The following is a 24307-nucleotide window of genomic DNA, read 5'->3' on the forward strand; positions in this document are numbered from 1 at the left end:
AGCCAGTTGAGCATTTTCCACCGCCGACCCGGACTCGCGACATTCCTGTCAGTGAGCTGTGAGACGGAAATAACCCGGTAGCAATCCGATACCCTGCGATCATCACATCCGGCGATTCACCGGCAGCCGACAGAACCCCTCCCGGCATAGCCCGAAGCCTTTGCCGGAACAACTGCCGTCGTAATCCGACAATCGCGGCGCCGGCAGGCCCGAAAGCTTCTTCGAGAAGATGGCCACGGCCGCGGTGGATCCCGCGGCCGTGGCGCGCCGTCAGCTGGAGTCGTCTGTTCCGCGCCCCGATGCCAGGACGGCGAGGGCGTCCAGCGCCCGGACCCACGACGTCGAGAGGTCGCGGACGACCTCCATGGCGGGGCCGTCCGGTCCGCGGGACCATCGCGCCGTGAGCTCGGGACCGCCCGGACCGTCGAGAACCCGCACGATCAGGCTCACCGGGAAGGGATCAGGCTGCTCGGCGTTCCAGTCCGCGAAGAGCTCCTCGTCCTCCGCGGCGACCGCCCAGTCGGCCGTCTCGCCCCGTGTCAACCGACCGACGTAGTTCAGGTAGACCGTGGGCAGCGGTGCGGCCGCGAGCTCGGGCGCGGTCCGCGGATTGAGGAACCGCAACATGCTGTAGTCGGTTCCGCCGTCCGGAACGGACGCCATGAGCGCGTGCACCCGGGCCGCCACGGCGTCCACGGAACGATCGCCGAAGACGGCGCCGTCGGTGGCGTCCCGTTCGAGGAGGAACGGGAAGATCTCCGCCATCCAGCCGACCGTGCGGGACAGGTCCACATCCCCCACGATCTGCTCCTGCCGGCCGTGCGCCTGGACGGCGACGATCATCCCCGATGACCCGTTCTCGCCTGGGCGGGTCCGGTCGGCGACGGCCAGGGACAGCGCGGTGAGCAGCAGCTCGTCCACACCGATGCCGAAACCGGCGGGCACCGTCGACAGCAGCGCCGCCGCCCGTTCCGCAGGCACGCTCACCGTCACCGCCTGAGCCGCGGCCGCATCCGCCAGCCCGGCCGCGCTCACCTGCCCAGCCGCCGAGCCGGTCTGCCCGGCGGATTCGGTCTGCCCGCCGGCCTCCGCCGGTTCCACCGGCCGGGCGACCCATTCCACGGTCGTGGCCCGGCCCAGCAGGTCCGACCAGAACGGCAGCCGTGACGCCGTCTCCGGGGCCCGCGCACGGTCGTCGAGGCGGCGTGCCCAGTCGGCGTACGAGACGGGAACCGGCGCGAGCCGGGGCAGTTCGCCTGCCGCCAGCGCCTGCCACGCGGCCGCGAGATCCTCCAGCACGATCGACCAGGAGACCCCGTCGATCAGAGCGTGATGGATGATCAACAGCAGCCGGCCCGGAAGCGCGCCGCCCGCGTCCAGCCAGACGGCCCGGATGGCCTGCCCGGCGTCCGGATCGAGCTCGCGGTTGGTCGCCACCGCCAGCTCCGCGATCAGCGACCGACCGGCCTCGCTGTCGAAACCGTCGCCCGAGGCGAGGTTCGTGGCGTCGACCCGCCGGATCCAGCCGCCGACGTCGACGCCCCCAGGCGGCGCGATCACCAGTGACCAGGCCGGACCGCCGTCCGCACCCACCGTCGCCGCCCCCGGGGGAAGCGCCGGCCCGCCGGGCAGGTCCGAGCGGACAAGCCTGGCCCGCAGGACGTCGTGCTGGTCGACGACGGCCGTGAGCACCCTGGTCAGCGTCGCATGATCCAGCCCGGCGGGCGTGCGCAGCAGCACCGGCGAGGAGAAGGACGTGAACGCGTCCGTGCCGTCGCTCGTGCGCCCGCGCCCGCGCGCCGACTGCAGCGCCGGTGTCGGTGGGACGACCGCCGCCGCCGCGGCCTGGCCGGGCTGCGGGGCCTGCGGGCGCGGCGCGCGACGCCGCACGACCGTCGCGAGCGCGCCAGGTGTGCGATGACCGAACAGCAGCCGCGGAGTCACCACGAGACCGGCGGCGCGGATCCGGTTCACCAGCCGCATCGCGACGATGCTGTCGCCGCCGAGCGCGAAGAAGTCGTCGTCGACGCCGACCTGGTCAACCCCCAGCACCTGCAGGAAGGTGTCGACCAGGATCTCCTCGATGTCGTTCGCGGGCGCGCGGCCGGCGGTGGCCGTCGCGGCACTCCCGTCACGGCGATCGTCGCCACCGGAGCCGCCGGAGCCACCAGAGCCACCGGTGCCGGTGGCCACGAGGGCGGCACGAGGCGCGGTTGCCGCGGGGATCGCCGTCCAGCTCAGCCGCAGTGCACTGACCGGTACGGACGGATCCGCGGCCACCGCGGCGAGGACGTCGCGCAGGCGCTCGGCGATCCGGTCCACGCTGGCGCGGTCGAACAGGTCGTCGCTGTAGGCGACACCGATGGTCATACCGCCGTCGGCCCCGCCCCGTTCGATGAAGTCGAAGGACATGTCGAACTTGGCGTCCGCCCGCAGCACCGGTTCGGGACGTGCGCCGATGCCGTCGAACGCCAGCTCGTCGACGACGTCGGACGCCGCGAGATACACGATCATGACCTGGAAAAGGGGATGGCGGGCCAGCTGGCGCGGTGGGTTCACCGCCTCCACCACCCGGTCGAACGGCAGCTCCTGGTGGTCCAGCGCGGCGAGGTCACCCGCGCGGACCCGTCCGAGCAGCTCACCGAACGACGGGTCGCCCGCCAGGTCGGTGCGCAGGACCACGGTGTTGAGGAAGAAGCCGACGAGGTCGTCGAGCGTGTCGTCGGTCCGGCCGGCGACCGGGCTGCCGATGGGGATGTCCTCCCCCGCCCCCAGCCGGTGCAGCAGCGTCGCGACGGCTGCCCGCAGCACCATGAACATGCTCGCGTTGTGGGCCCGGCCGACCGCGCGCAGCGCGCCGACGACGTCGTCGGCCAGGGAGATCTCGACGATTCCGCCGGTGTGGCTCGGCTCCGCCGGTCGCGGCCGGTCGGTGGGCAGCGCGACCTCGTCCGGCAGGCCGGCCAGCGCGCCGCGCCAGAACTCCCGCGAGCGCGCGGCGGGGCTGGTGACGTCGGACTCGTCGCCGAGCAGCCGCTGCTGCCACAGCGTGTAGTCGACGTACTGGACKGGCAGCGGCGCCCAGTCCGGCGCGGCACCCGCCGCCCGCGCCCGGTAGGCCACCGACAGGTCCCGGGCCAGCGGCCGGTCCGAACCCTCGTCCGCCGCGATGTGATGCACGAGGAACTGCGCGATGTGCAGCCGGGACGAGCAGTGGACGACGGTCACCCGCATCGGCGGCTCATGCTCGAGATCGAAGGGATACGCCGACGCCCTGGCGAGGATCTCCGCCAGACCCGCCTCACCCGGCTCCGGCTCCGGCTCCAGCTCCAGCTCCGGTTCGGCGTGGCCCGCGCCCGTCGGCGGGATCCAGTCGACCACGTCGAACGGGATCCGTGCCTGGGCGGGATCGAGGACACGCTGGAACGGCTCGCCGTCGGCGCTCGGGAAGACGGTGCGCAGCGACTCGTGCCGGGCCACCACGTCGTCCACCGCGGCGCGCAGGGCGGCCACGTCCAGCGGGCCGGTCAGCCGCCAGGTGATCGGGATGTTGTAGGTCGGGCTGGGGCCCTCCAGCTGCGCCAGGACCCACAGGCGCCGCTGCGCGGCCGACAGTGGTGGGTGCTCCGGCCGCTGGTGGCGGCCGACCGGCGGGCGGGCGGTGCCCGCCGCCTCCATCCGCCGCGCGAGCCCGGCCACCGTCGGCTCCTCGAAGACCGTACGGGGTGTGATCTCCACCCCGAAGGTCGAGCGGATCGCCGCGCACAGCCGCATGACGAGCAGCGAATGGCCGCCGAGGGCGAAGAAGTCGTCGTCCCGGCCCACCTGCTCGACGCCGAGCACCGCGGCGAACCGCTCCGCGAGCAGCTCCTCGCGGGCGTCCCGGGGCCGCCGGCCACCGGCCAGGGCCGGCGCGGCCGGCGCGGGCAGCGCCGCCCGGTCGAGCTTGCCGTTGACCGTACGGGGCAGCCGGCCCAGCACGACGAACGCCTGCGGAACCATGTGCACCGGCAGCACCCGGGCCAGGTGGGCGCGAGCGTTCTCGGTCAGCTCGCGCTCTGCCGGATCGTGCGCCGCCAGCTCCTGCTCGGCCGGATCGCCCGCCGCTGGTCCCAGCCCCGTCGGCGCGGCTGAGCCAGCCACCAGGTAGGCCACGAGCTGGAGGGCGGGTGGTGCGTCCGGGCGGAAGACGACCGCGGCCGCGCTGACACCGGCGACGGTCTCCACCGCACGCTCGATCTCCCCGAGCTCGATCCGGAAGCCCCGCAGCTTGATCTGGTCGTCGGTACGCCCGAGGAAGGCGAGCGCGCCGTCGGGCCGCCGCCGGGCCCGGTCCCCGGTGCGGTACATCCGCTGGCCCGCCGGGCCGAACGGGTCGGCGACGAAGCGGCCCGCCGTCAGGTCGGGGCGGCCCAGGTAACCCCGGGCCAGCCCGGGACCGGCCAGGTACAGCTCGCCCGCCACCCCGTCCGGGACCGGCGACAGCGCCGCGTCGAGCAGGTAGGCGTACGTGTTGGCGATCGGCCCCGCCCAACCGGGCACATCCCGGTCCTGGCCCGGAGCCTGACCAGGTGCGCCCTGGCCCGGTGCGTCCTGGCCCGGTGCGTCCTGGGCGGGGTGTTCCGGACCGCCGGCCGGCGCGGGCCGCGGGTCGGTGCCGGCGCTGTGCCAGCCGTAGGCGTCGACCGAGTACTCGGTCGGCCCGTACAGGTCGTGGCTCACCATTCCCGGCGTCGACCGCAGCCGCTCCCACAGCGCCGGCGCGGTGGCCTCGCCGCCGACCATCAGCACCCCCGGCCGGTGGCCCTCGGCGCGCAGGAACCCGTGGTCCAGCAGCTCCTGGAGGTAGGTCGGCGTCAGGTCGAGCACGTCGATCCGGGCCCGCTCGATGTGTTCGACGAGCGCGGCCGCGTCCCGCGCGGTCGCTTCGCCGACCACGTGGACCTCATGTCCGGCCAGCAGCCACAGCAGAGGCTCCCAGGAGCCGTCGAAGCTGAACGAGGCCGCGTGTATGACACGCTGGGCGCCGTGGTCCGGTCCGGCCGCCTCCTCGGCCGGCGCCATGAGGTCGACGGCGTGGGACGCGAAGAGGTTGGCCAGGCCGCGGTGGGTGCCGACGACCGCCTTGGGGCGCCCGGTCGAGCCGGAGGTGTAGATCACGCTGGCGGCGCTGTCCGGCAGGGGCCGGGTGTCCGCGGCGAACGCCCGGCCGGAGCCCTCGCCGGGCGCGGCTGTGCCGTCAGGCAGCAGCACGACCTCGGTGGCGGCGGGCGGGAGGCGGTCGGCCAGCACCGCCGTGGTGAGCACGGCCACGGGGGCCGCGTCGGCCAGCACGAACGAGAGCCGTTCGGGGGGATGCTCGACGTCCAGCGGCAGGTAGCTCGCGCCCGCCGCCAGCACGCCGAAGATCGCCGGGACCATCAGCGCACGTGGCAGCGCGAGGGCGACCACCGCCTCCGGGCCGCCGCCGATCCCGCGCACGAGCCCGGCGATCCGGTCGACCTGCGCCGCGAGGTCGGTGAACGTGGCCTGGCCCGTGTCGGTGACCAGCGCGACCCGGTGCCCGAACGCGGCCACGGCCCGTTCCAGCAGGTCGACCACCGTGTCACCGCCCGCGGGCAGTTCGCGCCGGGGGCCGGCCGCCGCGCGCAGCGCCGCCGCGCGCTCACGGTCGTCCACGATCTCCAGCTGGCTGACCGGCCGGTCCGGCTCGGCGACGAGCCCGGCCAGCAGGCGGGTCAGCCGGTCGGCCAGCCGGGCGCCGCCGGCCGGTTCGATCACGTCGGTGGCGAACTCGACCAGAATCGTGATCTCGTTGCGCGCGGCCCGGTCGACGAAGGTGACGTCCAGGTCGAACTTGGCTGTCCCGGCCTCCGGGTTGATCCAGGTGACCGGCCCGCCGAGCAGGTCCCGGTCGTCCTCGGCGAGGTGGTGGTAGCCCGCCATCACCTGGAACAGCGGGTTCACCCCGGGCACCCGGCGCGGGTTGACCGCGGCGACCACGTCCTCGAAGGGGAGGTCCTGGTGGTCGAAGGCGGCCAGGTCGGTGCTGCGGGTCCGCGCCAGCAGCTCCCGGAAGGTCGGATCGCCGCCGAGGTCGGACCTGATCACCAGGGTGTTGACGAAGAAACCGACGAGCCGTTCGAGCGCCGTGTCGGTCCGTCCGGCGATGGGAACGCCGATCGGGATGTCGTCACCCGACCCGAGGCGGTGCAGCAGGACGGCGATGGCCGCGTGGGTGAGCATCGACATGCTCGTCCCGGTCCGGGAGCACAGCTCGCGCAGGCCGGTCGCGACCGCGCCCGGCAGGACGCGGACCGCCCGTCCGGACGCCCCGTCGCGCACCGCTGGCCGTGGCCGGTCCAGCGGCAGCCCGATCTCCTCCGGCAGGCCGCGCAGGGCCTCCAGCCAGAACGCGCGCTGCCGGGTGGCCAGGCTGTCCTCGGCATCCGGATCGCCGAGCAGGGCGGTCTGCCAGAGGGTGTAGTCGGCGTACTGGACGGGCAGCGGAGCCCAGTCCGGCGCCGCACCGGCCCGCCGCGCGGTGTAGGCGGCGTCCAGATCCAGCAGGAACGGCCGGTCCGACCATTCGTCGGTCGCGATGTGGTGCAGGATCACGACCAGTGTGTCGCCGGCGGCGCCGGCGGCGCCGGTGTCGCCGCGCAGCACCATCAGCCGCAGCGGGATCTCCGCGGTCAGGTCGAACGGCTCCGCCGCCGCCTGGGAGATGCGGGCGGTCACCTCGTCCCGCGCGCACTCCTCGACGGTCAGACGGGCCCGGGTGGCGCCCGGGTCGAGGATCCGCTGGTAGGGCTCGCCGTCGACGACGTCGACGACGGTGCGCAGCGCCTCGTGCCGCTCCAGCAGGTCACCGACGGCCGCGCGCAGCGCCTCGACGTCGATCCGCCCGGTGGTCTGGAACGCGATCGGGTAGTTGTAGGCGGTCGACCCGTCGCCGGCCGAGGAGGCCAGCGCCTCGACCAGCCACAGCCGGCGCTGCGCCGCGGACAGCGGGATCCGGTCGGGACGCTCGCCGGCGACCAGCGGCGGGCGGGTGGTCGCCGGTGCCTGGCCGGCCACCTTCGCCGCCAGGGTCTCGACCGTGGGGGCGTCGAACAGGTCGCGGATCGCCAGGTCGATCTCCAGCGTGGCCCGGGCCCGGCTGACCACCCGGGTCGCGAGCAGCGAGTGGCCACCCAGGGCGAAGAAGTTGTCGTCGGCCCCGACCTCGGGCAGACCGAGGACGTCGGCGAACAGATCGGCCAGGGCCTGCTCCAGCTCGGTGGCCGGTGCCCTCCCGGAGCTGGTCGCCACCGGTTCGGCCGGCGGCAGCGCCGCCACGTCGAGCTTGCCGTTGGCGTTGCGGGGAATCGCCGGCAGCGGCACGAAGGCCGACGGGACGAGGTAGTCGGGCAGCACGGCGGCGAGGTCGGTACGCAGGCGACCGACGATCGCGGCGGCGGCACGGGCCGCCGTCGGGTCGTTCGTCACCGCGACGCCCGGAGCGGGCCGGGCAGCGGGATCGTCGGCTGGTCGGACCACCGGCAGCGCCCGCGGGCCGGAGCCCCGCACGAACAGGCCGTCGAGCCGCCCCGGATCGTCCGGGCACGGGGTGAGAGCGGCCTCGTAGCCGAGGCTGTCGGCCAGCTCGTACAGGTCCTGCGGCTCGACCGTGGCGACCGCGGACGTCGGGCCGGCGGACGTCGGGCCCTCCCCGGCGAGAGCCTCGGCAGCGGCGAACTCGGCCGCGATCCGGGCATCCGGAATACCGGTGAGTCGCACCCGCGCCGGCGCGTCGGCGCCCAGCAGCGCGCCGAAGCTCGCAAGGTCACCGGTGTCGACGCCCCAGGCCAGCGAGAGCGGCTCGGACGACACGGTTCCGGCATCGGTTCCGGCATAGGTTCCGGCATCGCCCGATGCGATCCCGGCGTCGCCGGCGGCCACACCGGACCGCAGCACCACGTCGTACCGGTGCCTGGTCAGCTCGTTGCCGAAGCGTCCCCGCCGGACCCGCACCGACGCCGCCAGGCCCTCCTCGGCGGCGATCCCGAGGAAGAACGCCGGTGCCACCACCAGCTCCTTCTCCAGCAGCATGCGCCGATCCACCGCGGCGGTGAGCCTGGTAGAGGCGGCGGGCCTGCCACCGGAGCGGGCGAGCTCGATCGCGGTATGGAAGATCCGCAGCCGACCCAGGTCACGGACGTCGCCGACGAACAGCGAGCCGCCCGGGGCCAGCAGGCCGAGCGCGGAGCGCAGCACCGAGGCCAGGTAGCCGGCGCTCGGGAAGTACTGGATCACCGAGTTGATGATGATCGTGTCGAAGTAGCCCGCGGGCAGCCCGTCGGTGACATGCGCCGGCTGGTTGCGCAGCTCCACCCGGCCGAATCGATCCGGGTCGGTGGCCAGCTCGGCACGCAGTTTCGCGATGACCGGCGCGGCCAGGTCGGTGCCCCAGTAGGACTCGACCTCGGGTGCGAGCCCGCCGAGCAGAAGGCCGGTGCCGACGCCGATCTCCAGGACGCGCCGGGGTTCCAGCGCCCGGATCCGGTCGAGGGTGGCCGCCCGCCATTCCCGCATGTGCTCGAACGGGATCGGCTGGCCGTCGTAGCTGGAGTCCCAGCCGGCGAAGTCCTCGGTGAGCGCGGCGGTCGGGATTCGCTCGTACTCGTCGCTGTAGATCTGGCGCCACTCGCCGACCTGGTCGTCCTCGCTCGCGGCCGTCTCGGCGGCGGTCCGCTCCGCCGGCACGACGTAGGCGACGAGCCGCTTGGAGCCCGGCAGGGCCGGGTCGTCCGTGGCGATCACCGCCGACTGGCTGACCGCCGGGTGGCTGTCGAGGGCGGACATCACCTCCCCGAGCTCGATCCGATGGCCGCGGATCTTCACCTGGTCGTCGGTCCGCCCGAGGAAGTCGATGTTGCCGTCGAGGCGGCGGATGACCAGGTCACCGGTGCGGTACATCCGGTCGCCGGCCCGGAACGGGTCGGCGACGAACCGGGTTGCGGTCAGGCCGAAGCGGTCGAGGTAGCCTCGGGCCAGGCCGTCGCCGGCGATGTACAGCTCGCCGGGTGCGCCGTCGGGCACCGGGCGCAGCCACCGGTCGAGCACGTAGATGCTGGTGTTGCGGATCGGCCGGCCGACGGTCGGCGTCGAACTGTCCGCCGTCGCGGCACCGAGCGTGTTGATCGTGTACTCGGTCGGCCCGTACAGGTTGTAGCCGGTCGTGCCGTCCGTGTCGCGCAGCCGGTTCCAGACCGAGTCCGGGACGGCCTCGCCGCCCAGCATGACCAGGGGCGGCCGATGGCGCCCCCCGGCCGCTCCGGTGACGGCCGCTCCGGCGGCACACGGTTCAACGCGGGCAGGTTCGGCGCCGGCGGGATCCTCGTCGCGGTCGAGCAGGCCGGACTCGAACAGATGGGCCGCGTAGGTCGGCGTCACGTTGACGACGTCGATCCGGTGCCGGTCGCAGTAGGCGACGAGGCCTTCCGCGTCCCGGCGCAGGTTCTCGTCGCAGATGTGCACCTCGTGGCCCTCGACGAGCCAGAGCAGCTCCTCCCAGGACATGTCGAAGGCGAAGGACACGGTGTGCGCGATCCGCAGCCGGCGCCCGCCGGCCGCCGCCACCGTCGGAGTGAAGATCTCCTCCTGGTGGTTGAGCCACATGTTGGTCAGGCCCCGGTACGGCGTCACGACGCCCTTGGGCCGGCCGGTCGAACCCGATGTGTAGATCACGTAGGCCGGGTGCTCGAGCCGGTCCGCCCGGTCACGGGCGAAGGCGCCGAGCTCGGCGTCCGACAGCGCGTCTGACCCGGCCGCGGCCAGCTCGGCGGCCACCGCGTCCTGGTCGAGGACCAGCCAGGTAACACTTTCCGAACCTGGTGCGTCCGAGGTGGCCGGCACGTCCGCGCCGGCGGGCACAGCCGCGTCGGCCGGCGCACCCGCCAGGTAGCGGGCGGTCGCCCTGGTGGTGACGAGGATCGCCGCCCCCGCGTCGCCCACCATCTCCAGCAGGCGTGCCGGCGGATGGTCCAGCTCGAGCGGCAGATAGGCGGCGCCGGTGCGCAGGACGGCGAACAGCGCGACAACCATGTCGACCGTCCGCCCGAGCCCGAGGGCAACCACCGTCTCCGGCCCGGCGCCCCGCGCGATCAGCAGCCTGGCGAGCTGGTTGACCCGGTCGTCGAGCTCCCGGTAGGTCAGCCGCTGCTCACCCAGGACCAGCGCCACCTGCCCGTCGAGGCGCTCGGCCGAAACGGCGAGCAGGTCGGCGATGGTCTCGGTGCCCGTCGGCCGCGGCGGCACCGCCAGGGCCTCCTCCAGCCGGGACCGTTCCGCGGGGAGCAGGGCGTCCAGGGATCCGACCGGGGCGTCAGCGTGCGCGGACAGCGCGCCGACCAGCGCCAGAAGGCGGTCGAACAGCCCCTGGGCGGTCTCCCGGGTGAGCACGTCCGAGCGGTACTCCAGCCGCGCGGTGATGCGCGCGCCCGGGAACAGCACGAAGGTCAGCGGGTAGTGGGTGTGGTCGAGGCTGGTCCCGCCGGTGATCCCGTGCCGGGCGCTGGTCTCGTCGTTCGCCACCTCGTCGATGAAGTTCTGCAGGACGTACAGCGTGTCGAACAGCACCGGATGACCGCTGGCCTGCTGGATCTCCCCGAGCCCGAGGTACTCGTGGTCGAGCAGGTCCAGCCGCTGCCCGGTGATGCGGCGCAGCAGGTCACCGACCGTCTCGCGGGGATCGAGCCGGACCCGGACCGGCACCGTGTTCAGGAACAGCCCGACGACCTCGTCGATGCCCTCGACCTCGGTCGGCCGGCCGGCGACGGTCGTGCCGAACACGATGTCGTCCGACCCGGTCGCCGACGCCAGTACCAGCGCGAGCGCGGCGTTGAAGAGCGTRTTCAGGGTGACGCCCTGGGCACGGGCGGCTGCCCGCGCCGCGGTCGCGGTCGCCTCCGGCAGCTCGGCGGTGATCCGGCCCGGGGCGACCGGTGGCAGGCCACGCGCGGCCGGCACCACCAGCGTCGGCTCCTCCAGATCGGCGAGCGCCGACCGCCAGGCACGCCCGGTGACCTCGGTGTCCCGCTCCCGCAGCCAGGCCAGGTAGTCCCGGAAGGAACCCCGCGGCGCGGGGGGCGCCGCCGCGCCGCCCTCGGCGGCGTACAGCCCGAGCAGGCCCTCGACGACGAGGGCGCCCGACCAGCCGTCCCACAGCAGCACCTGGCGGTTCACGACCAGCCGGTCGTGCCGCTCCCCCAGGTGGATGACGGTCAGCCGGAACAGCGGTGGCCGGGCGACGTCGAAGGGGCGGGACCGGTCGGCCGCGGCGATCCGTTCGGCCTCGGCCGACCGTTCGGGCTCGGCCAGCCCGGACAGGTCGACCTCGGTGACCGGGACGGGCAGCTCAGCAGCGATGACCTGCACCGGCTGAGGCAGGCCGTCGCTGAGGAAGCCCGCGCGCAGCGTCGGGGTCCGGGCCATGAGGGCCGCGCAGGCCCGGCGCATCCGCTCGGCGTCGAGACGGTGGTCGAAGTCGAGCGAGAACTGGGCGGTGTACGCATCACTCGTCTGGTCCAGGGACCACTGGAAGTACAGGCCCTCCTGCAACGGCGACAGCGGCCAGACGTCCTCGACCACCGCCGGGAAGTCGCGGGAGATCCGTTCCCGCTCCTCGTCCGAGAGCGCGACGAGCGCGGCGGACGCCTCCGGCGGCGGGTACGGGAGCCGCTCGGGCGCGGATTCGGGCCGCGGGGGCGCGAGCGTGGCCAGCTCCAGCAGGGCGTCCCGGAAACCGGTGGCGAGGCGTGCTGTCTGCGGCTGCGACAGCACGGTCGTCAGGTAGGTGAAGGTCGCCCGAAGCACCGGGCCGTCGGCCGTCTCCACACCGACCACGTCGACGGTCAGCGGGTAGCCGACGCCCAGGCCGGGGTCGGGTGTGGCGGCGAGCGCGTCGAACTCCGGCGCGGGCCCCCAGTCGGCGCGCTGGTCGGCGCCGAAGCGGCCCAGGTAGTTGAACAGGATCTGGGGCCGGCCGGCGCGGGCGAGGACCGGCCCGGCCAGCGGATTGGCGTAACGGAGCGGGCCGAAACCAGCACCGCTGTCCGGGGTCGCCCGCAGGCTCGCCGCCACCTCGGCGAGCGTCGTGCGCGCGTCCTGGCGCACCGGCCCCAGCCGGACCGGCGCGATGCTGGTGAACCAGCCGACCGTGCGGGACAGGTCCAGGCCGGGGACGATCTCCTCGCGCCCGTGCCGCTCGAGATCGACGAGAAGGTCGCTCTCGGCGTCATCCCGGGCAGCGGCCGGATCGTCATCGGCCGGGCGGACCGGGACCGCCAGCCGCAGGCCGGCGAGCAGCACAGCGGTGATCTCGGTGCCGGTCGCCGCGGGAACACCGGTGAGCAGGGCCGAGGTGGCCTGGGTGGGCAGCTCGACGACTAGGCGTTCGGTGTCGGCGGCCGTCCCGACCGCGGCGGGTCCCAGCGCGGCCGCGGCCGAGGTGCCCGCGATGGTGAGCACGGGTGCGGGCGGCCCGAACGGGCGCCCGCCCGGCGCGAGTGTCTCCAGCCAGTGGGTCAGCTCGGCGAGCCGGTCCGGTGCGGTCGCGTACCCGGCGATCACCTCGCTGAACGCCTTCAACGACGTGCCGACCGCGCCGAGCCGCGCCGGCCGGCCGGCGCTGGCCGCCGCGTACGCGGCCTCCAGATCGGCGAGCAGGATCCGCCACGACACGCCGTCCACGACGAGGTGGTGGGCGACGATCACCAGCCGGCCGGGCTCGGCCGGGCCGGCGTCGAGCCAGACCGCACGGACCATCACGCCGGCGTCCGGGTCCAGGCCACCGGCGGCCGATTCGGAGGCGGCCGCGATGGCCGCGCGCAGCCCGTCCGGCGCGAGGCCGGCGACGTCGACGCGGGTCAGCAGGTCGGTGTCGGCCGTGCTGCCCGGTGCGCCGGTACCCGTGGCCGCCGGATCGATCTGGAACAGCCAGATGCCCGGCGCGGGCCGCAGCAGCCGGGTCCGCAGGGCGTCGTGGTGCACGAGGATCGCGCCGAGCGCGGCGCGCAGCGACGCCTCGTCGGCACCGGCCGGCGTGCGGATGAGAAATGCCTGGTTGTAGCGCTGGATCTCGCCGCCCCAGTCGGCGAGCTGGGCCACGATCGGCGGTGGGGTCAGCACGCCGGTCGATGTGCCCGTCCCCGGGAGTCCCGGGACCGGGGCTGTCTCGGGTGGCGTGGCAGTCTCGGACGGCGCGCCTGCCACGGCTGCCTCGGCCGCGGTGGACGTCCCGGCCGGTGCGGCCGGGGTGCGCCCGGCCACGAGCGACGCGAGCGCGGCCGGGGTCCGCTGGACGAAGACCTCGCGCGGGGTGAGTGCCACGCCGTCGCGCCGCGCCCGGTTGACCAGCTGGATCGCGATGATGCTGTCACCACCGAGCGCCACGAACTCGTCGTCGGCGCCGACCCGGTCCAGTCCCAGCACGTCGGCGAACACCGCGCACAGGGTGCGTTCCAGATCGGTGGCGCCCGACCGGGCCGAGGTGGCCGCGGTCGGGTCCGGCGCCGGCAGCGCGGCCCGGTCGAGCTTCCCGTTGCTGGTCAGCGGCAGCGCGTCGAGGACGACGACGGCCGACGGGACCATGAAGTCCGGCAGCGCCGCCGCGGCCCGCGCCCGCAGCGCCGGGCCGTCGACCTGGTGGCCTGCCCGCGGCACGGTGTACGCGACCAGCCGGTGCCGGCCGGCGTCGTCCGCACGCGCGATGACGACGGCCCGTTCCACCGCCGGATCGGCGGCCAGGACCGCCTCGATCTCACCCGGCTCGATGCGGAAGCCGCGGATCTTGACCTGGTCGTCGGCGCGGCCGAGGTACTCCAGCGCGCCGTCCGGACCCAGCCGGGCCAGGTCGCCGGTGCGGTACATCCGCTCGCCGGGGTTGCCGTAGGGATCGGCCACGAACCGGGTGGCGGTGAGGCCGAACCGGCCCAGGTACCCACGGGCGAGCTGGGCACCGCTGACATAGACCTCCCCCGGCACGCCCGGCGGGACCGGGGTGAGGTGGCGGTCGAGGATCCGGGCCCGCAGGCCCGGCAGCGGCTCGCCGATCAGGCCTCGCCGGGCGGCGGCACCGGCGGCGCTGTCCCGGTCCAGCGGCAGGTACGTGACGTGCACCGTGGTCTCGGTGATCCCGTACATGTTGACCAGGGTCGGCGCGTCGTCCGGATGCCGCTCGTACCACGGTGCCAGCCGGCTGGTGTCCAGCGCCTCGCCGCCGAAGATCACCAGCCGCAGGCTCAGCTCGTGCTGCCCGCCGGCGCCCGGATCGTCGCGATCGGCGTCCATCAGCGTGGCGAAGGCCGAAGGGGTCTGGTTGAGGACGGTGACCGACTCCCGCCGCAACAGGTCGAGGAACTGCCCCGGTGAGCGGGAGACCTCGTGGTCGACCACCACGAGCCGGCCGCCGTACAGCAGCGGGCCCCACAGCTCCCACACGGAGAAGTCGAACGAGACCGAGTGGAAGAGGGTCCAGACGTCGGAGGAGCCGAAGTGGAAGTGCCGCTGGCTGTCGGCGAACAGCCGCACCACGTTGCGGTGCGGTATCTGCGCGCCCTTCGGCCGGCCGGTCGACCCGGAGGTGTAGATCACGTAGGCGAGGTTGTCGGGCCTGGCCCGGCCGGCCGGGTCGAGCGGGCCGGACTGCCGCTGCCCGGACTGCTGCTGCCCGGACTGCTGCTCGTTCAGGGCCGCGTCGACCAGCGGATCGTCCAGCACGACCATCGGCACGCCGAGGCGGGCCGGGAGCGCCGTCCGGGTGGCCGCCGTCGTCACCGCGCACACCGGTGCCGCGTCACGCAGCATGAACGTGATCCGGTCCGCGGGGTAGGCCGGGTCGACCGGCAGATAGGCGCCGCCGGCCTTGAGCACGGCGAGCAGGCTCACGACCAGGTCGAGTGACCGGGGCAGCGCCACGGCCACGATCGACTCCGGCCCGACACCGCGCTGGCGCAACAGCCGGGCCAGCCGGTCCGCCCGCTCGTCGAGCTCGGCGTAGGTCAGCTCTGTCTCGCGCCAGCGCAGCGCGACCGCGTCCGGGGTCCGGCGGGCCTGGGCCTCGAAGAGGTCGGGCAGGGTGGCGGCCGTCGCGTCGCCGGACGGCAGGTCGCCGGCCTCTGCGGGCACCGCGGGCACCGCGGCCACCGCGGGCGCCGGAGCGAGGGCGGCGAGACCGCGCTCGGCGGCGGGAACGGCCGTCACGGAACCGATCGGGCGGTCCGGGTCGGCAGCGATCTCCGCCAGCAGGAGGAGCAGCCGGTCGGCCAGCCCGGCGACGGTGGCGTCGTCGAGGACACCGTCGGAGTAGCTGACGGTCACCCGCAGCCGGTCCCCGGGAATCACCCGGATGGTCAGCGCGTAGTGGGTTCCGTCGTGGCCGTCGACGGCTTCGAGCCGCGGGCCGCCCGGGGGGATCAGCGTCGCCGTGTCGAACGGGAAGGACTCCAGGACGAGCAGGCTGTCGAACAGCTCACCCCGGCCGATCGTCGTCTGGATGTCGGCCAGGCCGACGTGCTGGTGGGCGAACATCCGGGCCTGGGTGACCCGTGGGTCCGCCAGCAGCGCGGCGAACGTCATCCGCGCGCTCACGGTGACCCGGACCGGGACGGTGGTGACGAACAGCCCGATCATGGACTCGACCCCGGGCAGCTCCGGTGGCCGGCCCGCGGTCGCCGCGCCGAAGACGACATCGTCACGCCCGACCGCGCGGGCGAGCGCGACGCCGTAGGCCGCTCGCAGGATGGTGCTCAGCGTGACGCCTCGCTCGCGGGCGAGCGAGCCCAGCCGGGCGGTCAGCTCGAGGCCGACCTCCCGCTCGACGGCGGCTGCCGGCCCACCGGCCCGCGGCCCGCCGACGGCGGTAAGGCCGGCCAGCAGGGTCGGTTCTTCGAGATCGGCCAGCTCTTCACGCCAGGCGTCGTGGGCGGCGTCGGAGTCCTGAGCCTGCAGCCAGCGCAGGTAGTCCGCGTACGGGCGTGGCGCCGGCAGCCGCGAGGCGACGGCCGCCGGGCCGGCCGGGTCCGCGGCCAGAGTGAACAGCTCGCGCAGCAGCAGCGGCAGCGACCAGCCGTCGACGATGAGGTGGTGGGCGCAGACAGCCAGCCGCGCGCTGTCCGGCCCGGTGCGGATCCACAGGAAACGCAGGAGCGGGGGCTGCGCCAGGTCGAACCGGGCCGTCCGGTCGGCCGAGACGAGCCGTTCCATCTCGGCCGCCCGTTCCGCGGCCGGCCAGGAGGAGAGGTCGACGACCGTCCACTCCGGCTCCGCCTCGGCGACGATGACCTGGGCCGGCGCACGGCCGTCGGAGAGGACCGCGGCGCGCAGCAGGGGGTGCCGGTCGAGCAGAACCCGGGAAGCGGCCCGCAGGCGACCGGGATCGGGATCCCCCCGCAGGTCGAGGACGAACTGGACGACGTAGACGTCAGGTGTGTCCTCGCCGTCGACGAGGCGCTGGAACAACATGCCCGCCTGCGACGGCGACAGCGGCCACACGTCGGTAAGGCCGGGCAGCCGGGCCCGCCAGCGCTCGACGTCGTCCGGGTCGACCGGGGGCAGCTCCGCGAGCGCGGCCGTCGAACCGACCGCCGCCGTGCCGGCGGCGCCCGGCTGATCCACAGCGGCGGCTGCCGCGGCGTCCGCCGTCGCGGCCAGGCCGGCGGCGGTGGGCGTGGCGAAGACGTCCGCGAGTGCCACCGTCACCCCGGCGGCCGCCGCGCGGGTGACCACGGAGAAGGCCAGGATGCTGTCGCCGCCACGGTGGAAGAAGTCCTGGTCGACGCCGATGTCGGGCTGGCTCAGCACGGCCGCGAAGACGTCGCGCAGGATCTCCTCGGTCCGGGTGGCGGGCGCCCGTCCGGGCTGGGCCGCCGCACCGAAGTCGGGCGCGGGCAGGGCACGCCGGTCGAGCTTCCCGCTGGGGGTGATGGGCAGTACGGGCAGCACCACGAAGGCCGCCGGCACCATGTAGCCGGGCAGGAACGACGCGGCGTGCGCACGCAGCTGGTCGGTGAGCGCCCCGGTTCCGGCCGGGGCAGCCGCCGGGACCGGGGCAGCCGCAGGGACGATGTAGGCGACGAGCGCGCGTCCCGCCGGCCCGTCCTCCCGCGCGATGACGGCGCAGCGCGCGACCGCCGGGTGGCGCGCCAGCACCGTCTCGATCTCGCCCGGCTCGATCCGGAAACCACGGATCTTGACCTGGTCGTCCGAACGGCCGGCGAGGAGCAGCTCACCGTCCGCGGTCCAGCGGGCGAGGTCACCGGTTCGGTACATCCGCTCGCCGAAGCCGAACGGGTTGGCCACGTAACGGTTGGAGGTCAGCGCCGGGCGGGCCAAGTAGCCATGGGCCACGCCGGAACCGGTGAGGTAGAGCTCGCCGATGACGCCAGGCGGCACCGGCATCAGCGCGCCGTCCAGCACGTAGGCCCGGGTGTTGCGCAGCGGCGTGCCGACCGTGATCCGCTCGCTCTCGCCCGCCGACCCGCGCACCTCACCGGTCGTCGCCCAGACCGTCGTCTCGGTGGGGCCGTACACGTTGGTCAGGCTCGCCGCGCGGGAGCGCAGTTCCCGCGCGAGGTCGAGGGTCAGCGGCTCGGCGCCGCACAGGACCCGTACGCCGGGGTAGGGGGCGGGGTCGGCGGCGAGGATGGAACGCCAGCGCGACGGGGTCGCCTGGGCCAGCGTGACCGCGCCGGCGCTCAGGAGCCGGGCGAGCTCCGAGGGGTCCCGAGCGGCCGCACTGGCGACGAGACGGACCGAGGCGCCGACGGTCAGCGGCGCCAGCAGCTCGACCGTGCTCGGGTCGAACGCCAGTGTGGTCGCGGCCAGCACGCGGTCGGCCGGCCCGATTCCCACGGTCTCGCTGAACTCCGTCAGGAAACCGGTCAGCGATCGATGGCCGACCAGGACGCCCTTGGGCCGGCCGGTCGAGCCCGATGTGTAGATGACGTACACCGGGCTGTCCGGTGCGATGGCAGGCGGCCACGGCGCGGACGCGGACGCGGATTCGGGCTCCGGCGCCGCCTCGGACACCGGCGCCGCCTCGGACCCGGATGCCGGGTCGGGCACCGGTGCCGGCTCGTCGTCGACGAGGTCGACGAGAACGAGGCGGGTCCCCGGCCCGAGCGGGATCCCGGGAGCCAGCTCGCGCGTCGTGACCAGCACCGCCGGCGCCGCGTCCTCGACCATCAGGGCGAGGCGGTCGGGTGGGTAGTCGACGTCGAGCGGAAGATAGGCGGCGCCGGCGCGGCCGGTGGCCGCAAGCGCGACCACCAGCTCGATCGATCGGGGCAGGGCGATCCCGACGATGGTTCCCGGCCGGGCGCCGTGGGCGGCCAGCCGGCGCCCGAGCGCGTCAGCCGCGGTGGCCAGCTCCCCGTAGGAGACCGAACGCTCGGCGGTGACCAGGGCCGTCCGGTCCGGGTCGGCCTCGGCCCACGACATGAAGGGCACCACCCACGGCTCGCCGGGCGCCGGGCCCGCCGTGATGTCGGCCACCGCCGCGGGGTCGGTCCAGGCCCCCGCGAGGCGGGCGTGCTCGGCCGGCGTGAGCAGGTCGATGAAGCCGATCGCCGCGGCCGGGTCGGCGAGCGCCGCGGTGAGCAGCCGCTCCAGCCGGGCTCCGAGGGAGCGTGCGAACACCCCGGACACCGAGCCCGGCTGGAAGGTCGTCTCCAGTTCGAGTGAGTCGGCCCCGTCCGGTCCGGTGCCGATCTCGGCCACGACCATCAGCGGGAACTGCGCCGTGCCGTTGTGCAGGGGACGGCGCTCACCACGCAGGCCGTCACCGTCACCCTGGCCGCCGACGGCGCGCAGCGCGGCGGCGGCCTGCGTGCGGACGGCGAACATCGTGGTGAACAGGCTGGACACGCCGTCCGACCGGTCGGGGTTGAGTTCACGCACGACGTCCGCGAGGTCGACGTCGGCGTGCGCGAACGCGCCCCGGCAGACGTCACGGGTCCGTCGCAGCAGGTCGGTGAAGCTGTCCAGCGGCCCCACCGGCAGACGCAGGCAGATCGTGTTGCCGAAGTAGCCGATGACGCCCTCGGTCGCGGCACCCTCCCGGTTCACGACCGGAGATCCGACGGTGACGTCGGTCGCCCCGGTCACCCGGTGGATCAGCGCCGTGTAGGCGGCCAGCAGCACCATGAACGGTGTCGCGCCGTGGGCGGTCGCCAGTTCGCGGACCTGCCCGGCGAGCTCCCCTGCCGTGAGGTGGACGACCTGTCGGCCGGTGTCGCGACGGTGCGGGGCCGCGGCGACCGGCAGGTCGTCGGGGCCGCGGTCGTCGGGGCCGCGGTCGTCGGGGTCGCGGTCGTCGGGGTCGCGGTCGTCGGGGTCGCGGTCGTCGGCGTCCGGCCCCGGCAGCCGCACGGGTTCGGCCAGCGGCAACAGCCGGTCGCGCCAGTAGGTGAGGCCCTCCGCCGGGACGGGCTGGTCCGCGACCGGGGCCGCGGCGTCGAGGAACTGGACGGCGGCACCGGCGCCCGCGCCGTCCTTCCCGGCGTAGGCGGCCTGCAGGTCGCCGAAGAAGACGTCCCAGGACGCGTCGTCCCAGGCGATGTGATGGGCGGCGAGCGCCAGGGTGTGCAGCGCCGGCCCGTGCCGCAGCAGGGTGACCCGCAGCGGGGACTCGGCGGTCAGGTCGAACGGGCGCCGCGCCGCTGCCAGCGCGATCGCGCGCGCACGCTCGTCGGGTTCCGCGCCCGGCTCGGCCGGCTCGGCCGGCTCGGCCGAGAGATCCACGCTGTGCCACGCCGGCAGGATGTCGTCCCGGACCACCTGCTGCAGCTGCCCGTCCGAGGTGGCCCGGTAGGTCGTGCGGAGGATCTCGTGCCGACCGGCGACGGCGATCAGCGCGCGGCGCAGGGCCTCCGGGTCAAGCGGGCCGGTCAGCTCGAACGCGGCCGAGATCGTGTAGGCGGCGCTGGTGGGGTCAAGCCGGGACAGGAACCACATGCGACGCTGCGCCGGACTGACCGGGTGCCCCTGGCCGGCGCTCCGGCGAGACCGCTCGCCGACGCCACCCACCGGGTCGCGCGTCAGCCGCTCGGCCGCCAGCTGACGGCGAAGCAGGTCGCGCCTGCGCTGCGCGGAGTCGGGACTCGCCACAGTGGACGTCCTTCCGGTGATGGGGGTCGGGACGAGGGGCATCGACTGGTAACCGATGGGTTACCGCTTCAGGGGCCGGTGAGCGGTCGGTGACTGACAGGGGCGACGGCCGCCGCCTGGGGCAACGACCRCTGGCTGGCAGGCGGGCGCACCATCCTCGCACAGATTAGGTGAAGTTAACCTAATGTAGACGAGATCGGAAATGCAACCACCAGTTCGGATCGGCCCAGCTGGTCGGGCCCTGCGGTGCGCTCAGACCAGGCGTCCGGCATCAAGTCGGACGATGCGCGGGAGGCGTTCGATGGTGCTCGGCCGATGCGCGATGACGACCAGCGTCCGGCCGGGTCGCAGCCGCTCGACCGCCGTTTCCAGCCGGAGCGCGGCATCCGGGTCGAGGTCGGCCGTCGCCTCGTCGAGCAGCAGTACCGGTGGATCGATGAGTGCCGCCCGCAACAGCCCGACGATCTGGCGCTCGCCGGCGGAGAGCCGGTCACCCCGGGTGCCGAGATCGGCGTCGAGACCGCCCAGCCGGGCCGCCCAGTCGCCGAGGCCGAGGATGTCGACGACGCGCTCCATCGCCGGCCGGCCCGGCGCCCCGGGCACCAGCGCCAGGTTCTCCGCCAGCGTGCCGGTGATGATGTGCACCTGCTGCGGAACGAGGACGATGCGGGCCCGAACCTCCCGCGCCGGGACGGCCCGCAGATCGACGCCCCCGTAGCGCACCGCCCCGACGTCCGGCTCGTAGAGCCCGGCGAGCAGCTTCGCCAGGGTCGTCTTCCCGGACCCGGTGACGCCGACGAGGCCGGCCCGGTCGCCGGTCGGGAAGGTGACCGAGACGTCGCGCAGCACCTCCGCGCCGTCGGCGTAGCCGAAGCCGAGGTCGTCGGCGACCAGGTCGCCGTGCGCCGGCAGGCCGCCGCCCCCGCCGCCCCCGTCGCCTCCGTCGCCTCCGCCGCCTCCGCCGCGGGCGCCGCGGGCGCCCGGCACTGCCGCCAGGCCAGTCCCCGGGACCGGCGCCGAGTCCGGCGCCGGCGGCAGTGCGTCGAGCAGGTCCGTCAGGCGAGCCAGGCCCACCCGGGCCAGCTGGGCCTGGCCGGCCAGGCCCGACAACGTGAGCACGCCTTCGAACAGGTTGCGGGTCGCGACCACGAAGACGACGACCGTGCCGACGCCGAGATGCCCCGCGCGCACCAGCCAGACGCTGAGCAGCAGCAGCGCGGCGGTGGCCAGCCCCTCGATCATGCCGAACAGCTCCAGCCGGTTCTGCACGACGAGCGTGCGGTCCGCCACCTGCTGGAGCCTGTCGTTGTCCTCCCGGAACCGGCGGATCCACTCCTGGGGTCGTCCGGGGGCGACCAGGGCCTCATGCGCGCTGAGCGTCTCGGTGAAGGCCGCCGTCATCGCCGCGTCGGCCGCGGCCTGGCGGCCGTACGCCTCCGACGCGCCCCGGTTGAACCAGGCCACGATCGCGATCGCCAGAGGCAGGAACAGCACGACGAGCAGCAACGTGAGCAGCCATGAGTAGACCAGCAGCAACACCGTGGTCAAAGCGATCGTGAGACTGACGCCGAGCAGGTTGGGCAGCTGGTCGCGCAGGAAGAGCGTGAGGTCGGCGATCTCGCCGGTCGACCGGCGCAGCAGGTCACCGGTCCGGTGGGCCTCGATGAAGCGCAGAGGTGCCCGGGCGAGGCGCGCCACGACGAGATCCCGCAGGCCGCGGATGGTCCGCTCCCCGGCCGCGGACAGCAGCAGCTCCGACCAGCGCAGCAGGAGCATCCTGGCCAGGGCGAGCCCGACCATCAGGACGACCGCCTGCCACAGCCGGCCCCGGTCGCCCGCGGACACGGCGTCGACTCCCCACCCGATGGCGGGCGCGAGGCCCACCACCGCCGCCGTGCTGGCCACACTCGCCAGCAGCGCGGCGGCCAGGATCGCCCGGTGCGGGCGCAGGTACGGCCAGAAGCGCCGGAAGGTGCCCGCGAGGGGCGGGTCGTCGGCCAGTACCCGGACCTCAGCCATCGCCGCCCCGCACACCGACGGTGCCCGCGCCGCCACGTGAGCCGGCGGGCACGTGCTCGGCGGCCGGCACGGACCGTGCGGGCGCCGGGGCAGCGGCGGGGGGCGAGCCGGACGACCCGGTCGGCGGCGGCCAGGACAGCCGGTCGATGGGAGATCACGACGAGCGCGGTCCGCGGCGACCACTCGCGCAGCCGGCGCAGAATCGTGGCCTCGGTCGCGGCGTCGACCGCCGCGGTGGCATCGTCGAGCACGAGCACGTCCGGACGTCCGACCAGCCCACGCGCCAGCGCGAGCCGCTGCCCCTGCCCGCCGGAGACGGTCGCCCCGCGCTCCCCCAGCTCGGTGTCRTAGCCGTCGGGCAGACTCGTCACGAAGTCGTCGATCGCGGCCACCACGCAGGCCGCGCGCACCTCGTCGAGATCGACCTCGCGGCCGACCCGGATGTTGTCCGCGACCGTGCCCGCCAGAATCAGTGGCCGTTGGGGCACCAGGCCGATCCGGTGGGCGAGCTCGACGCGGGACACCCGCCGCAGGTCGACGCCACCCAGGCTGACCGAGCCGCGCGCCGGGTCCTCCACCCGGCACAGCAGGCGGGCGAGCGTCGTCTTGCCGCTGCCGGTCGGGCCGGTCACCACGACGAGCTCGCCCGGGCCGACGGCCAGGTCGACCGGGCCGAGCACCTGCCTTCCCTCGCGCCGGGCGGTCAGGGCGGTGGCGCGCAGCGCGGCGCCCGGTGGCGGAACCTCGGCGTCGGCCGAGTCGTGGTCGGGCACCGGGGTGGCGAGAACCCCGGCGATGCGCCCCGCGGCGACGCGGGCCTGGCCGCGAGCGGCGAGCAGCTCGACCGCGACCGTGACCGCCAGCGCCAGCGTCGACATCCAGGAGGTGAAGGCGACCAGGCCACCGATGGTGAGGTCGCCGCGCAGCGCGGCCGTACCGCCGATGGCCAGCCCGGCCGCGATCGCCAGCCTGGGCACGGCCGGCGGGACGGCGGCCCAGGACGCCGAGATCCGCGCGGCGGTCATCGTTCGGTCGGTGAGGACCGCGCTGCGGTCGTCATGACGGCGGACGAGCGCCGTCTCACCACCGAGGCCGCGGACCGCGGCGCTGGCCGACAGCAGATCGTCCACCGCGTCGGCGCGGGCGGCGAAGGCCGCCGACAGGCTCTCGTTCGCCGCGCCGAACCGGCCGGGGAAGTAGCCGTTGACGAGCACGACCAGCGGGATCGTGGCGACGCCCACCACCAGCAGCCGCCAGTCGAGCAGGGCGAAGGCGGGCAGCACCACCACGATGGTCACCACGATCCGGACCCAGATCGCGAGGCTCTGCACCCACTGCCGGACGAGATCGACATCCCGGGTGACTCTGGTCGCCAGGTCGCCGTGCCCGAAGCGGGCGAGGGCGGGCCGGTCGAACGCGGCCACCCGCTCGACGAGCGCGGCCCGCAGCGCGTGGGCGACCCCGTTCGCGGCCCGGCCCGACCACCACAGCCCGCCGGCCCCACCGATCATGAACACGACGGCGAACAGCGCCGTCGGAATCGCCCAGGTGGCCGTGCCCTGCATCGAGTGCGCGGTGACGCCTCGATCGAGCGCGCGTTGGATACACCAGGGAAGCGCCAGCATGGCGGCCTGCTGGGCGACGGTCGCCAGGCCACCGAGGGCGAGATCACGCCGCCGGGCCAGGAGCTGCCCGCGGAGCAGTCCTGTCGAGCCGTACAGCCCAGCGCCCAACCCAGCACCGCCCTGATCGGATGTGCCCACGCCGTCCGACCGCTTCCGTTCCCGCGCTTCGGGCGCTCCGCCGGAACCGAAGCCGTTCGTCCGGGCGGCCGTGAGTACTCGCGGCCCCCGCGTGATCGGAGATCGCGGGAAAGTGGATTCTCGCCTGTTAGGTATAGCTAACCTAAGACCGATGGTCAACCCGCACGGCCGGCCGGCACCGGGCGACATCCGACCCGGGGACCGCGACACAGGATCTCAGAGCCCGGCCACCCACCGCGACCAGTCGAGCCGACAGCCGCACACTTGACACTCCGGAACTCCATCCGAAAAATAGGTAAGCCTTCCTTTACCAGACCATCGGAACATATGCCGTCCCTCTGCCTCTCTGCCGTCGGGAAAGGCACGGCACACGG

Annotated in this window: 2 protein-coding genes and 1 pseudogene; all 3 read right to left on the reverse strand. The window is 74.5% G+C overall.

Annotated elements, in window-relative coordinates; all coding sequences use genetic code 11:
* Positions 1-270: 270 nt before the first annotated feature.
* A complete protein-coding gene (locus CcI49_RS06320; protein WP_076824892.1) occupies positions 271-20151 on the reverse strand; it encodes a non-ribosomal peptide synthetase in 19881 nt (6626 codons plus the stop codon).
* A gap of 252 nt (positions 20152-20403) precedes the next feature.
* Positions 20404-22170 carry an ABC transporter ATP-binding protein gene (locus CcI49_RS06325; protein WP_076824894.1) on the reverse strand — a complete coding sequence of 589 codons (1767 nt, stop codon included), beginning with the start codon at positions 22168-22170 and terminating at the stop codon, positions 20404-20406.
* Positions 22171-22460: 290 nt separating this feature from the next.
* Positions 22461-24122 (reverse strand): annotated as a pseudogene (locus tag CcI49_RS06330) (ABC transporter ATP-binding protein); the annotation flags it as partial.
* Positions 24123-24307 lie beyond the last annotated feature (185 nt).

The organism is Frankia sp. CcI49 (genome assembly GCF_001983215.1).
Lineage (GTDB): Bacteria > Actinomycetota > Actinomycetes > Frankiales > Frankiaceae > Parafrankia > Parafrankia irregularis.